Annotated in this window: 16 protein-coding genes and 1 pseudogene; 10 read left to right on the top strand and 7 right to left on the bottom strand. The window is 36.7% G+C overall.

The window, feature by feature from the left end:
- Positions 1-94 precede the first annotated feature (94 nt).
- Positions 95-760 (bottom strand): hypothetical protein, encoded by a 666-nt coding sequence (locus tag AC4NPH_RS04240; protein ID WP_240530756.1) that lies wholly within the window; start codon positions 758-760, stop codon positions 95-97.
- A 163-nt stretch (positions 761-923) separates the two neighbouring features.
- Positions 924-1,697, bottom strand: coding sequence for a sulfite exporter TauE/SafE family protein (locus AC4NPH_RS04235; protein ID WP_013056888.1), 774 nt, complete (start codon positions 1,695-1,697; stop codon positions 924-926).
- A gap of 122 nt (positions 1,698-1,819) precedes the next feature.
- On the opposite strand from AC4NPH_RS04235, the gene AC4NPH_RS04230 reads away from it, so the two are divergent.
- Entirely contained in the window at positions 1,820-2,587 is a 768-nt protein-coding gene (locus tag AC4NPH_RS04230) for a TrmB family transcriptional regulator (protein WP_098196438.1), read from the top strand.
- A 28-nt stretch (positions 2,588-2,615) separates the two neighbouring features.
- Here the strand turns inward: AC4NPH_RS04230 and AC4NPH_RS04225 are convergent, their stop codons facing one another.
- A complete protein-coding gene (locus AC4NPH_RS04225; protein WP_098196439.1) occupies positions 2,616-3,242 on the bottom strand; it encodes an FMN-dependent NADH-azoreductase in 627 nt (208 codons plus the stop codon).
- Positions 3,243-3,439: 197 nt separating this feature from the next.
- Between AC4NPH_RS04225 and AC4NPH_RS04220 the strand changes: the two genes are divergently transcribed.
- A complete protein-coding gene (locus tag AC4NPH_RS04220) occupies positions 3,440-4,159 on the top strand; it encodes an SDR family NAD(P)-dependent oxidoreductase (RefSeq protein WP_013056891.1) in 720 nt (239 codons plus the stop codon).
- A gap of 83 nt (positions 4,160-4,242) precedes the next feature.
- Here AC4NPH_RS04220 and AC4NPH_RS04215 read toward each other — a convergent pair whose 3' ends face one another.
- Entirely contained in the window at positions 4,243-4,377 is a 135-nt protein-coding gene (locus AC4NPH_RS04215) for a hypothetical protein (RefSeq protein ID WP_255292858.1), read from the bottom strand.
- 233 nt (positions 4,378-4,610) lie between these two features.
- Here AC4NPH_RS04215 and AC4NPH_RS04210 point away from each other — a divergent pair.
- From AC4NPH_RS04210 to AC4NPH_RS04200, 3 genes and pseudogenes are all read left to right on the top strand, one after another.
- Positions 4,611-5,174 (top strand): annotated as a pseudogene (locus tag AC4NPH_RS04210) (class I SAM-dependent methyltransferase).
- An 11-nt stretch (positions 5,175-5,185) separates the two neighbouring features.
- A complete protein-coding gene (locus AC4NPH_RS04205; RefSeq protein WP_013056892.1) occupies positions 5,186-5,866 on the top strand; it encodes a response regulator transcription factor in 681 nt (226 codons plus the stop codon).
- The gene (locus tag AC4NPH_RS04200) at positions 5,863-6,939 is read left to right on the top strand and encodes a HAMP domain-containing sensor histidine kinase (protein WP_013056893.1); all 1,077 of its coding nucleotides are present in this window, start codon (positions 5,863-5,865) and stop codon (positions 6,937-6,939) included. Before AC4NPH_RS04205 ends, AC4NPH_RS04200 begins: the two co-directional genes overlap by 4 nt.
- Here the strand turns inward: AC4NPH_RS04200 and AC4NPH_RS04195 are convergent.
- On the bottom strand, positions 6,930-8,372 hold the full coding sequence (locus tag AC4NPH_RS04195; RefSeq protein WP_098196440.1) for an aminotransferase-like domain-containing protein: 1,443 nt from the start codon (positions 8,370-8,372) through the stop codon (positions 6,930-6,932). The genes AC4NPH_RS04200 and AC4NPH_RS04195 overlap by 10 nt on opposite strands.
- 103 nt (positions 8,373-8,475) lie before the next feature.
- Here AC4NPH_RS04195 and AC4NPH_RS04190 point away from each other — a divergent pair, with 103 nt between their 5' ends.
- From AC4NPH_RS04190 to AC4NPH_RS04180, 3 genes are all read left to right on the top strand, one after another.
- Positions 8,476-9,087, top strand: coding sequence for a LysE/ArgO family amino acid transporter (locus tag AC4NPH_RS04190; RefSeq protein WP_013056895.1), 612 nt, complete (start codon positions 8,476-8,478; stop codon positions 9,085-9,087).
- 65 nt (positions 9,088-9,152) lie between these two features.
- Positions 9,153-9,581, top strand: a complete 429-nt coding sequence (gene fosB, locus AC4NPH_RS04185; RefSeq protein ID WP_013056896.1) for a metallothiol transferase FosB — start codon at positions 9,153-9,155, stop codon at positions 9,579-9,581.
- 115 nt (positions 9,582-9,696) lie between these two features.
- A complete protein-coding gene (locus AC4NPH_RS04180; RefSeq protein WP_013056897.1) occupies positions 9,697-9,894 on the top strand; it encodes a hypothetical protein in 198 nt (65 codons plus the stop codon).
- A gap of 64 nt (positions 9,895-9,958) precedes the next feature.
- On the opposite strand, the gene AC4NPH_RS04175 is transcribed toward AC4NPH_RS04180, so the two are convergent.
- Entirely contained in the window at positions 9,959-10,429 is a 471-nt protein-coding gene (locus AC4NPH_RS04175; protein WP_013056898.1) for a DinB family protein, read from the bottom strand.
- 15 nt (positions 10,430-10,444) lie between these two features.
- Positions 10,445-11,998, bottom strand: a complete 1,554-nt coding sequence (locus AC4NPH_RS04170; RefSeq protein ID WP_063671484.1) for an alpha/beta hydrolase — start codon at positions 11,996-11,998, stop codon at positions 10,445-10,447.
- Positions 11,999-12,230: 232 nt separating this feature from the next.
- Here AC4NPH_RS04170 and AC4NPH_RS04165 point away from each other — a divergent pair, with 232 nt between their 5' ends.
- Positions 12,231-12,356, top strand: a complete 126-nt coding sequence (locus tag AC4NPH_RS04165) for an anti-repressor SinI family protein (RefSeq protein WP_013056900.1) — start codon at positions 12,231-12,233, stop codon at positions 12,354-12,356.
- Between the two features lie 182 nt (positions 12,357-12,538).
- Entirely contained in the window at positions 12,539-12,874 is a 336-nt protein-coding gene (locus AC4NPH_RS04160; RefSeq protein ID WP_013056901.1) for a helix-turn-helix domain-containing protein, read from the top strand.
- The last annotated feature ends 18 nt before the right edge of the window (positions 12,875-12,892 follow it).

Genomic DNA, 12,892 nt, shown 5'->3' with positions numbered 1-12,892 from the left:
GTGTTATTAAATGATTGGCTATTAAAATAGTGAAATACCTGAACATTAGAATAAAAAAACAGCAGTTTTACCCGCTGTTTTTCACTTCGCAAAACTATTTTTGCATCGCGGCATTTATTCCTTCTTTTCTAACTTCTAGCATATGAGTAGCTTTTTTATCAATATCTTTAGCTGTATCGGAAGAAATGACGCCTACGCTGCTTAAGTCATAGGCAAGACTTGTAACAAGCAGATGCTCTCTTTGTGCTAGTGTGCCGTATGTAAGTGCAGCGGTTTTAGCTTGAATGCCACTCATATTTAATTCATCAGTAGAAGAAGCTGCTTCTTTTTTTGCGGCTATTGCTTCTTGATAAAGAGAATCATATCCTCCAAACCCCACTTGGGCAATTAGAAAGTTATAAATATCATCGGCCGATTTTTTAGAAGGCTGAGAAAAAGCTCTTTGAAATTTATTGCGCGGTAAAAAGTTTAGTGCCGCTTGTCTTCCGTGTTCATAAATTTTTTCTTGTATTTCTTTAGTAGCTTTTTCGTCGCTTTTTTTCTGCGCTGCATCTAGCTGTTTGCGATATTTTTGAATAATGACTCCGTCCTGCTGATTGTTTCCATCTTTGAAAGTATCTGCGGCTTGTGGAACATCTGACGTTGCTAGAGTCTCAGCGGCGTTCTCTGAAGAAGAAAAGAACGTATTTTTGACAAAAATAAGTGCAAAGATCAGCAGAATAAACCATAAAAACCTGAATTTCTTAAACAAAATGTTCACCTCTGTATAATATTTCTAAATTATGTAAAACAACATGGACCAGTATACAGCAATTTTAGTGTTTTTTTACACATTTACCCAAAAATAAGAAAATAGTAAGAGGTGGTTTTATTAATCTAATAGATATATAGTTCATTGTTATGGTTCTAAAGAAACCATTGATCTATTTGTACTGATTCACATAATCGAATATGTTTTTGCTAATAAGGCTTAAAGTGACAAGGATAAAAAGCGTTCGGACGTACGTCACGCCTTTTGATAGAGCGACATTTGACCCGACAAAAGAACCCACGATCATCGCAAACCCCATAATTAATCCGTAAGAAAATACAACAGAATCGAAATATAAAAACACAAGCAAAGCACCTAAGTTACTGCCGAAATTTAAAAATTTTGCACTGCCTGCTGACTGCAGGAAATCAAATCCCATAAATAAAAAAGCAAATAAAATAAATGAACCTGTGCCTGCTCCTAAAAAACCATCGTAAAAGCCAATAATAAAAATAAGTGCAGTAAAGAAAATAAGTTTCTTAATAGACAGCGGCTTATACGTGGACGTGGTGCCCCAGTTTTTTTTGAAGATTGTATAAATAGCAACTAAAACAAGGAGAATCAAAATAACAGGTTTCAAAAAAGCAGAGGATAGAAAATGAACGGTGATTGAACCTCCTAAAGAACCAATAAATACAAAAGGAAACCATTTACCTACGACGCGAAAATCGACTTTTCCGGATTTAACAAATCGAATGGTACTCGTTAATACGCCCATCGTTCCGGCTAATTTATTTGTAGCTAAGGCAGCAGCGGGAGGCAGGCCTAAAAATAAAAGGGCAGGCGTTGAAATTAAACCCCCTCCGCCAACTACAGAGTCGATGAATGCAGCTAAAAAACCAAATAGTAAAAGCAAAAGAACAATCTGTAAACTTAATTCTTCCATAAAGCACCTTCCTCATGTCATAATATATAGTGACTACTTAAATAGTAACTATATAAAAAGCAGTTGTAAATATGTAAATGATGAAAATTTCAAATAACTTAAAAAACAGGGAGGTTTCCTTTATGGAAAATATTATTCAGCAGCTGCAGTCGCTTGGATTTAATCAGTACGAATCAAAAGTATACGTGACGCTTGTCAAAAAAGGATCTTCCACTGCTTATAGTATTAGTAAACATTCAGGTGTGCCAAGAGCGCGTGTATACGATATTTTACAAACACTAGAGGAAAAAGGCATGGTGTTAAAAGAAGAGAGTAATGATGGCACCCAGTACACATCGTTGCCCGTCGATGCTTTTTTGCATTCGCTGCAGAAAAAATGGAACGAAACGTATGAAGACGTTAGCGAAACGCTTAAACGTCTTGAAGCTGCAGAGTCTATAGAAGAAAGCCGGGTTCTGACGATGAAAGGGGAAAGAGCGATTCTTGCTTTTTGTGAGTCGCTATTGTTAAAAGCAAAAAATAAAATTGTCATCTCGCTTTGGCCCGATATTTATAATGAGTTGAAGCCCCTTTTATTACAGCTAAGGGAGAGTGTCACACTAAAAGGAATTGTGTTTGAACAAGATGAAGCGATGGAGGAATTTGACCGGCACCGTCATACAAGCTATACCGAAAACATTGGGAATCAAAACTGGTTTATTATATCTGTTGACAGCAGTGAAATGATTTATGGTCATAAAGAAATGGCTTACTATACAAATAACGCAGTCAACATTAATTTACTTGAAAACTATATTTGGCATGATATTCTCGTTAACAGACTTGTAGAAAAAAGTGATCAGGAAATGGACAGATGGATCGAAAGGGAAAGAGAAAGTTTTTTTGCGTAGAAAAACCCGCTTTATGCGGGTTTTTGTATTAAAAAGTTTGCGCAAGTTTTTTGGCTTCGTCTATTCCCTTTTCTTTAATTTCCTGCGCTTTATCTGGCATTGCGTTATGCCCTTCGACAAAAATGCCGTCTAACGAAGGTACTCCGAAGAAATTCATCATAATTCCAATATAACGATGCCCCATTTCCATATCAGCTGCGGGACCTTCCGAATAAATGCCTCCGCGCGCTTGAATATGAAGCGCTTTTTTATCCGTTAATAGCCCAACAGGACCTTCTGCCGTGTATTTAAATGACTTACCGGCTACGGCTACAGAGTCTAAATAAGCTTTCATAACCGGTGGAAATGAAAAGTTCCACATAGGCGTTACAAAAACATATTTGTCCGCGGTTACAAACTGTTCGCTCAGTTCTGCAAGACGATTGACCTTTTCCTGTTCATGAGAAGAAAGTTCAGAGCCAGACTGAAGTTTGCCCCAGCCGCTAAATACATCCGCATCAATATGAGGGATATTTTCTTTATAAAGGTCAATATGTACAACTTCGTCACTTGAATTGTGCTCTTTGTAAGCATCGATAAATGCTTTTCCAGTTGCCATACTGAATGATTGAGACTCATCGTGAGGATGAGCTGTAATATAAAGTACTTTTGCCACGTCTTATCATCTCTTTCTTGTTTGAAATAATGTACTGTCTTATCGTTATCACTAGTATAAAAAACTATACGCACTTTGTTCAGTAAGCTGAAAAAGAGCATAGGAAAAGAACTTTTATATAGAAAATAATGGTATAATAAATGTTTGAATATTTACATAACAAGTATGTGTAACAGAAGTAAATAAGAGGTGTCGAGATGAAAGAAAAATGGATAATTGTTACGGGTGCAGGTTCTGGAATTGGCAAAGAAATTGTAAAAGAGTGTGTGTCAAAGTGCTATTCAGTTATTGCTTGTGATATTAATGATGAAGCTTTGAGACAACTAGCTGAAGATACAAAGGGCCATATTGAAACGCATGTAGTAGATGTTAAAAATGGAAAGGATGTAAAAGATCTTTTTTATCAAATAAAAGATAAAAATTTGTATGGGTTAGTTAATAATGCAGGCGTGTATTTAGGAAAAAATTTATTGGATTATGAAGAAAACGAAATAGATTTTGTGATGGATATTAATATTAAAGGATATGTTTATTTCTCCAAGTACTTTGGCGAATTATTAATGAAAAAGGAAACAGAAGGGGCGATTATTAATATATCGTCCGTGTCAGGAATGGAAGGAAGCTCCGATGCTATATATGGAATGTCTAAAGCAGCAGTATTAGGATTAACCAAGAGCTGTGCGATGAATTTTTCTCCTTATATGCGGGTGAATGCGGTAGCACCTACAATGGTAAATACCGATATGATGAAAAATATTCCAGAGTGGCGCAAAAATGAATACATCGCTCATCAGCTGATTCCAAGCTTTGTTACGCCTCAAGACGTGGCAGATACGGTCCTGTTTTTATTAAGCCCTCAAGCAAAACATTATACAGGAGCCACCTTTGATCTTAATAGCGGATGTTATTTACGCTGAATACTCTTTCAAAAGGAATTGAGACATTAACTACATCAATCCAAAGACGAACAAATGGGATAAATAATTCAGTATGGCGCGTGTTACACCGCTGTTGATCTCCGTGCCAGACTTCGCTTTCCGCGGGCGGCCGATGAGCCTCCTCGTCGCATGCGCTCCTGCGGGGTCTCATCTGTTCCGCTTTTCCGGCAGGAGTCTTCGCCTTGCCCTCCAATCAACAGCTAGAAGCACCTACATACATGAAACCTACGTTGACTATCACCATAAAAAATTCGAATGCACTTAATTCTCAATAAAGGATTTTAATTCATAGTTCGGATCTTCCTTCAACTAAAATATGTTTGTCCCATCCTCCTTTTTGTTTTCTTAAGAATTCTTAAGAAATTTACTTAACGTTTCTTTAGATTTTTTTTCTATTCTAGAAAGAAAGAGTAGAAAGAAGGAATAGAAAATGAATTTAGCTTTTATGTATCAATATTTTCACCAGCCGCGAACGGTAGGAGCACTTTTGCCAAGCTCTAAGCACTTAGCGAAAAAGATGATAAAAGGGATTGATTTTGAACATGCAGCCTGTATAGTAGAGTACGGACCAGGAACCGGAGCTTTCACCCGTGAATTAATAAGAAGATGAAGCGCTTGTACAACTTTGCTTCTTATCGAATATAATCGGCATTTTTACGAAAAAGTAAAGGAACAAGTAAGGAATGAAAAAAATGTGTACGTGATAAACGGATCCGCTGAAAATGTTCAAAAGTACTTGATACAGTATGGTATTACAAAAATAGATTACGTATTATCAGGTCTTCCTTTTGCCTCGTTGCCGTCTGAAGTGTCGGACTGTATTCTGCAAAACACGCGCAGCGTATTAGCTGATGAAGGGAAATTTATTACGTTTCAATATACGAATTTAAAAAAAGAGTTGATTCGTACGTTTTTCCCGAAGATTAAAGTAGAAAAAGAGTGGAGAAATGTTCCGCCTGCATACATTTTTACATGTGAAAAGAATGAGATATAAGGAGTTTGTAAATGAAAGACAGAATTTTAATTATGGATGACGATGAGCAAATTCGTAATTTAATTGCTATTTACTTAGAAAATGAAGGATTTGAAGCGCTGAAAGTTTCTAATGCTGTATCTGGGTTAGCGCTTTTAGAAGAACAAGAGGTAGATTTAATTATATTAGATATTATGATGCCGCAGATGAATGGAATTGAGGCTGCTTTTAAAATACGTGAAGAAAAAAACATGCCCATTATCATGCTGTCAGCTAAGTCAGAAGATATGGACAAGATATCTGGCTTAACAGCAGGCGCAGATGATTACTTAACAAAGCCATTTAATCCTCTCGAGCTCATCGCGCGGGTTAAATCACAAATTAGACGCTATAAAAAATACAATCAACGTGCTGAGCATGAAATTATTCAAATTGGCGATTTGGAAATTAACCGCAGCACCCGACTCGTCTTTGTACGCGGCCAAGAGATTCGCTTAACGCCAAAAGAGTTTGATATTTTAGAGCTGCTTGCACGCCATAAGGGCACGGTGATGAGTATGGGGAAAATATATGAAGCCGTTTGGCAAGCAGACGCGCTTAAATCGGATAGTACCGTAATGGTTCATATTACAAAAATCCGCGAAAAAATTGAGGATAATCCGAAAAAGCCCATTTATATTAAAACAATATGGGGCGTAGGATACAGGATATGAGAAGAATAAGTGTAAAGCTTCTTTTTGCTGTCATTATAAGCTTTTTGGCTACTAATTTAATTTTTATTTTAATTTCTAGGCTTGTTTTAAGCAGGTATATACAAGAAGAGAAAATGAATGTTTCTGCATATAATCTATTGGCGTTTGGGCTTATTTCTATGGCGGTTGTGGTCTTTATTTTTGTTTTTTTAGTACTTATTCGTTCCCATATTCGTTACCTGAAAGAAATTTCCGAACAGGTTCAAAAAATATCAAATGGAGATTTAGGAGCAACCATCCATGTGCGAGGAAAAGATGAACTGGCTGAGTTAAGTCAAAATATTAACAAAATGTCTGCTCAGCTTCGTACAAAATTTAATCGCGAACGAGAAATCGAACAAGCAAAAAATGAGCTAATATCCAGTGTGTCTCACGATCTGCGCACGCCGCTAACCTCCATTGTGGGGTACCTCGATTTAATTAAAAAAAGAGCAAATTTAGATGATGAAACATTAGATAGCTATTTATATATTGTCGATTCAAAAGCAAATTATTTAACGGATTTAATTGAAGAGTTGTTTGACTATACAAAATTAACGAGTCCCGATCTTCAGCTTCAACGAAATGAAGTGGATATGAAACGTTTGCTTCAGCAGGTGATAGGAGAGTACGAGCCGATTTTAAAAAGAGAAGGCATTGACGTTCAGACTAGTTTTGCTAGTGAATCGGTTGTATTGATTGATGTAGAGAAAATGGTAAGAGTATTTCAAAATTTGCTCGAAAATGCCAAAAAGTACAGCGAAAAGCCTTCCGTATTAGAGGTGAATCAGGAAATTGATGAGGATTCGTTGATTATTTCCTTTAGGAACAGCATTAACATCAGTGAAAAACTTGAGGTAGAAAAGTTATTTGATCGATTTTATCGAGGTGATGAATCAAGAACGGATGCGAATGGTTCAGGCTTAGGACTGGCTATTGCTAAACAAATCATCCTGCTTCATCAAGGAGATATACGAGCGGAGCTTCAGCGTAATAAGCTCACTTTTTTTATAAAGCTGCCGCTAACACAAGAAAGCCTTGAGAATCATAAGTAAAGATTCTTAAGGCTTTTTGCTACTATTTTAATACCGTATTCAAATTCTGGAAGCGTCGCATAAGCAAAGGATATTCTGATATGCTGCGATGTTTCATGATCATATAATGCGCCTGGATTTAAAAGGACGCCTTGATCTAGACAGTGCTTAAATAATTTACGCATCGAAACAGGCTTATGCAGCGTAAGCCAAAAATAAAAACCTCCGCTCGGAACATTCCATGTAGCGAGACTTTCCAAATGCTTCTCTAAAATAGCCTGTGCTTTCTGAGATTTTTCTTTTAATTTGTACCGTACGCTGGCAACGTGATTGTCATAAATTCCTGTCTTAAGAGCTTCAGCAGCAGCCCATTGAGATAAGGAACTAGCTCCGTAGTCAACTTGCATTTTAAGATCGGCCAATCGCTCAATCACATGTTCTGGCCCGACAACCCATCCAATTCGAAATCCTGGGCTGAAGGTTTTAGAGAGCGTTCCTAAATAAAGAACCATTCCGTTTTTATCTTGAGCTTTTAATGAAAGCGGAGGGGGTGAATGAAACCAAAGCTCTCCGTAAGCATCATCTTCAATAATAGGCAAATGCATCATTTCACACCGATGAAGTAGCTCTTGACGCCTTTGTTCGCTCATCGTCACATTGGTTGGGTTATGAAAGTTGGGTATCGTATATAAGACTGTGCCTTTTTCTTTTTCATGCTGGTCTTTTAATGAAGATAATTGAATTCCTTCTTTATCTAATGAAACGCCCGTTATTTTCATTTGTGCGGACTGAAACAAGGGCAGAGAATAAAGATAAGATGGCTTTTCAGCTAAAATATTGGCACCTGGAGGCAGCAGGCCGATTGAAATTAATTGAAGCGCTTGAAGTGAACCAGATACAATTAAAATAGATGAAGGAGACGTTTCAATGCCTCGTTTTTTTACATGCTTCGCTAACTCTTGTCGCAGTTCACCGTTACCTTTTGGGTGCTCGTACCCCAAGTGTACGCTTCTATGTTTCATTCCGCTAAACAGCTCGGAAAGCTGATCAGAAGGGAGCAGGTCAGGTGCTAACTCTCCAGTTCCCAAACGAATAATGCCCCGTTGAAATTCAGCTTCGTTAATATGGCGGATAGTCGAAGAATTTGGTTGGTATATTCCTGCCTCTACATAAGAACTCCAGTTCATGTGAGAACCTGCTGCTAGTAAGCTCCACGTATTGTTAATGACTTTGGTTCCACCACCTTTGTTTCCACTAAGCAGTCCTTCAGCAATTAAGTTTTCAGTTGCTGTTACCACTGTGCTTCTATTTACAGAAAAGGTAGCAGCCAAATGGCGCTGCGAAGGAATTTTAGTTCCAATAGGCCATTCTCCATTTGTAATTTTCTCTTTCATATACTCTTGAATTTGTTTGTGCATTGGCTTTTTATCAGCCGGATTTGGAGTCCAATTCATGTGAGACCACCTTTTTGTAATTTGGTTGGTATTATAAATCAAAACTTGGATGGAGACAACAGGGGATGTCAATTGTAAGATGAAAGTGAAAGGAGAGAGTAACATGTTTACAGTGGTTATACACGCTTTGTTGTTAGCATTCGGTTTGATTTTACCTTTAGGAGTACAAAATGTGTTTGTTTTTAATCAAGGAGCAAATCAACGGATGTTCAAACAGGCGCTTCCCGTAGTGGTGACGGCTTCTGTTTGTGATACGATTTTAATTATAGTCGCAGTGCTGGGAGTTTCAGCAGTAGTTGCTGCTTTTTCGTTTTTTCAAACGCTTATTTTTGGAATAGGTTTTCTTTTTTTAGCGTATATGGGCTTTGTAACATGGAAGAGCGAACCTTCGAAAACGTCATTAAAGGAAGGAATGACGGTAAAAGCGCAGATTCTATTTGCTGCTTCTGTATCTCTGCTAAATCCCCACGCGCTGATGGATATTATAGGCGTAATCGGAACAAATTCTCTACTGTACAGCGGAAAGGAAAAATGGATTTTTACGCTGGTTACGATATCTGTTTCGTGGATATGGTTTTTATTTTTAGCTTTTGCAGGAAAAGTGATAGGAAAAATGGATACAAATGGGAAAATAATGATTTGGGTGAATAAGGTTTCTGCATGTATGATTTGGGGAGTGGCTCTTTACATGGCAAAAAGCATTCTTTTTCATTAGAATAAACGTTGAAAGGAAAGTTATGTAATATAAAAATGCTTTTTTCTAGAAAGCGAGGGTAAAAAATGATTCAAGGAATTAATCATATGTGCTTTTCCGTGTCAAATTTAGAACAGTCCATCACCTTTTATCAGAAAGTGTTAGGAGCGGAACTTTTAGTGAAAGGAAAATCCACCGCTTATTTTAATCTTAATGGATTGTGGCTGGCGTTAAACGAAGAAAAAAATGTACCTAGATCAGAAATTCAGTATTCGTATACTCATTTAGCGTTTTCTATTACCATTGAAAGCTTTGACGAAGCAAAAGAATTGTTAAAACAGCATAATGTAACAATCTTACCGGGAAGAAGCCGTGACGAGAGAGACAAAAAATCTCTTTATTTTACGGATCCAGATGGGCATAAATTTGAATTTCATACCGGTACGCTCCAAGACCGTTTAGCGTATTACCAAGATGAAAAGCCACATATGAAGTTTTATTCGCTAAAAGAGTAGTACTAAAATAGTTACATGAGGTTATAATTCTATTACATTCGCCTTCTTCTTGCATTTATCATTAAACAAACGATACTGTTGTGATATAATGGAAAAAAAGTGAGGAGGAGGAAGAATGTATACCGCAAAACAGGTGAAGTTTGGTTCGCATATTGTAATAGGCGTACTTTTCGGCATACTAGCTGCAATGTTCATCGGAACTTTTTATCAAAATGTACCTGGCGTATTGCCGTACGGGATGATTAGCGGACTTGCAGTAGGACTAGTAGCAGATACATATTATACAATTAAAACAAAAATAAAGGTTATCTAATATAAATAGTAAGAAAAAGCAGTGAAGCTTTAGCTTCACTGCTTTTTTCTATTTCAAAATGATATTACTCAAAAAGCACTACATCCAATCCGTTTCTGCGGTAACAGGTTAGAAGCGTGTACAGTTCTGCACGGTGATGGTATAAATGAGATTGAATTTCAAGTAGCCACTCAAAACGTGTATACGTGCATCCCCAATAGGATGTCTGCAGTGAAAATAGCTTTTGTTCGTCAAAAGAAGAGTAGGCTGCTTTTAGCTGATTGAAGCCCTCTACTAAAGCAGCTTTGAGTTCAAGCTTTGTATAAGCTGGATGCTGCAGATAAAAGTCATTCATTTTATCTGCAGAGTAGCCTAAGGAAATATAATAGTCTGCACTACAAATGAGACATAAATGCTGCAACAGCTCTTGAATAGACCGCTTGTGAGGGAGGGGACGATAAGCAAGCTCTTCTTCTGTAACGTCATTAATGATTGCGGTTAGGGAATGGATGTTAACGTTTATTTGATTAAACACCATCTCACAGTACGAATTCATGTATTCACATCCTTTTTATTCAACTAAATACCGCATTTTTTGATCCAGCCAGTACTCTGATTTTTCATTGTTATCGAGCTTAATATAGCAATCGACAATTTCATCATAAATGAATTCCTTTTCTTCTACTAAATCAATAAATTTAATGAGTAAAAATACGGCTTTTGAAACTTTTCCATTCTCACAAAGCCATTCTTTCATCCAGATTAATAAGTCAAGAAGAATAATCTCTATTTTTACTCGGATATCAAGGAACCAGTCGTCATAAATCGTTGTTAAATAATGAGGAACTAATTGGTGCAGTCGCTGTTCAGCTTCCTTGAATTTCAACGTCGGATCAGACTGTTCGGTAATCCACTGAAGGTCAGTTAATAAATCTAATCCATCGCTTGATACATCTGCGTTTAAAGAAATGAGCTGCCTGTTAACAAGTAAAACTGGCTCTTCCTTTTCTGCATTCAATAACTTTTTTAAATGAGACAAGTAGACGCGTAAATTCTTTTTGGCATTGCTTAAAGGTATGTCAGGCCACAACGCTTCGCATAGCTGTTCTCTGCTGATAGAATGATGAAAAATAAGATATAGTAAAATTTCTTGAGCAAAGCGCTTATTCCAGCCCTCTGTAATAAGCTGGCCATTTACATAGACGGAAAAAGAGTACAAGAAATCTACTTTAAGAGAGGGTGTGTGGGCATGGAAGTCTTTTTGTATGTCTATAGCCGTATCACTTTCCCAGTTTTTAAGTATTTTCATAGAGTCATTTCTTAAAGAAGACGGCTGAGTTTTGTTACTTTTAATAAAATCTACGGCAATTTCTTTGAGTAAAGTTGTTTTTTCTTTTACCAAAAATAAAGAATGTGCGTTAGGTATGGTCATATGACTGTAGTTTTTTAAAAACATCGTCTTTGAAATGAGATACTGAGATGAAAACAGAAAATCATGTTGACCAGATAAAGTGAGTACAGGAAGTGAAATGCTAGTCAACTCTTGAAATAGATTGTCTGTAATAGATAGTTTAAGAAAGCGGAAATATACACCGGGATCCATTTTTTTTAGTCTTTCAATTACCTGTTGTATGTTTGTAGGTTCCAGACTCTCTAGTTTGCCTAATTCGAAAATTTTATCTACCGGTATTTGGTTTTTACTTTCTTCGTTGTAACATCTCTTAATCTTTTGAAGGGTGCTATCTGAATAAAAAGGAAGAGACAATAGTATCAGTCCCTCAATAAGAAATTCATAGCGGGCAGCAAATTTAACAGCGATTTGTCCTCCAAATCCCACGCCAACTAAGTAACATTTCTTTATATGTAACGTATGTAATAAGTGGAAAAGATCTTCAATATGAGCCTCAAACGATATCTCCCCTGTAGCGGAGGCGCTATTTCCTGTCTCTCTCAAATCGTATTGAATAACACAATAATGTTGGGTTAATTCTGCAGTAATAGAATCAAAAAGCGTATGATCAGTGATAACAGAATGAACCATCACAATGGTTTCTGTCTTGTCAGTGAATACGGGCGAATGAACTTCATAGTAAATTTTTTCTGTCGCCGTATGCAGAAAAGGCATAAAAACAATCCTCCTAGTGTCTAACTGTAGCGTTTGTGTAACGGTAAAATTATTATGATAAGAATAGACAAAAAATTCAAAAAAATGGGTACTTTTTAGTAATTAAAAAATGTCTAATGTTCTAGTAATATCCATTATACTGTAAAACCATAGTGAAAAATAAGGGAGAATGCCCAAAAACAGCAAAAAGAAAACGTTATCAATTTCGGAAAAAGAAGAAAGGAGGAGAATTATGAATTTTAAAGACGAAAATGCGTTAGACTTAGAATGGGTTATGCTCATAATGGAAGCAAAACAAACAGGTATAAGCATCGAGGAAGTTAGACAATTTTTACAAAGTATTAGCTCAAATTCTTAGCCAATACACTAGTAAGAAAATAAAGAATTTTCTAAGCATAGATAACCTTTATAGCGAGTCTCAAGCTATGTCTACTAGATGTATAATCATCCCTTTACAGTAAGAACGTTTATTTATAATGCACGGTAAAGTGAAATTATGGTATTATTATCGATAAGTAAGCATTAGTAAGGGTGATTAAAATGACAATTGGCCAACGTATTCGAGATCTCAGAACGAAACAGGGAATATCGCTAACAGAACTTGCAAACCGAGCGGGTGTTGCTAAATCGTACATATCTTCAGTAGAAAGAGGAATTCAGCTCAACCCATCTATTCAATTTCTAAACAAAATTTCTACCTCATTGAACGTCAGTATTGATAGATTGATTCATGAGCCTATGGATAAATCTGAATCGTTGGATATTGATGATGAGTGGCTTGAGTTAGCAAAAGAAGCAGCGGAGTCAGGAATAAGCAAAGAGCAGTTTAAACAATTTCTTGAATTTCAAAAATGGCAGCGGGCAAAGCAAGATTAACTTCGTGGAATATACATA

The organism is Priestia sp. MDV22-iso46, from assembly GCF_058629175.1.
This window is presented reverse-complemented; position numbering and strand designations above follow the sequence as displayed.

Bases quoted from the DNA above. Each gene is read 5' to 3' on its own strand.
- AC4NPH_RS04170 (WP_063671484.1), bottom strand. From the start codon at position 11,998: ATGCCTTTTCTGCATACGGCGACAGAAAAAATTTACTATGAAGTTCAT.
- AC4NPH_RS04205 (WP_013056892.1), top strand. From the start codon at position 5,186: ATGAAAGACAGAATTTTAATTATGGATGACGATGAGCAAATTCGTAAT.
- AC4NPH_RS04200 (WP_013056893.1), top strand. From the start codon at position 5,863: ATGAGAAGAATAAGTGTAAAGCTTCTTTTTGCTGTCATTATAAGCTTT.
- AC4NPH_RS04195 (WP_098196440.1), bottom strand. From the start codon at position 8,372: ATGAATTGGACTCCAAATCCGGCTGATAAAAAGCCAATGCACAAACAA.
- AC4NPH_RS04180 (WP_013056897.1), top strand. From the start codon at position 9,697: ATGTATACCGCAAAACAGGTGAAGTTTGGTTCGCATATTGTAATAGGC.
- AC4NPH_RS04235 (WP_013056888.1), bottom strand. From the start codon at position 1,697: ATGGAAGAATTAAGTTTACAGATTGTTCTTTTGCTTTTACTATTTGGT.
- AC4NPH_RS04220 (WP_013056891.1), top strand. From the start codon at position 3,440: ATGAAAGAAAAATGGATAATTGTTACGGGTGCAGGTTCTGGAATTGGC.
- fosB (WP_013056896.1), top strand. From the start codon at position 9,153: ATGATTCAAGGAATTAATCATATGTGCTTTTCCGTGTCAAATTTAGAA.
- AC4NPH_RS04165 (WP_013056900.1), top strand. From the start codon at position 12,231: ATGAATTTTAAAGACGAAAATGCGTTAGACTTAGAATGGGTTATGCTC.
- AC4NPH_RS04175 (WP_013056898.1), bottom strand. From the start codon at position 10,429: ATGAATTCGTACTGTGAGATGGTGTTTAATCAAATAAACGTTAACATC.
- AC4NPH_RS04190 (WP_013056895.1), top strand. From the start codon at position 8,476: ATGTTTACAGTGGTTATACACGCTTTGTTGTTAGCATTCGGTTTGATT.
- AC4NPH_RS04160 (WP_013056901.1), top strand. From the start codon at position 12,539: ATGACAATTGGCCAACGTATTCGAGATCTCAGAACGAAACAGGGAATA.
- AC4NPH_RS04230 (WP_098196438.1), top strand. From the start codon at position 1,820: ATGGAAAATATTATTCAGCAGCTGCAGTCGCTTGGATTTAATCAGTAC.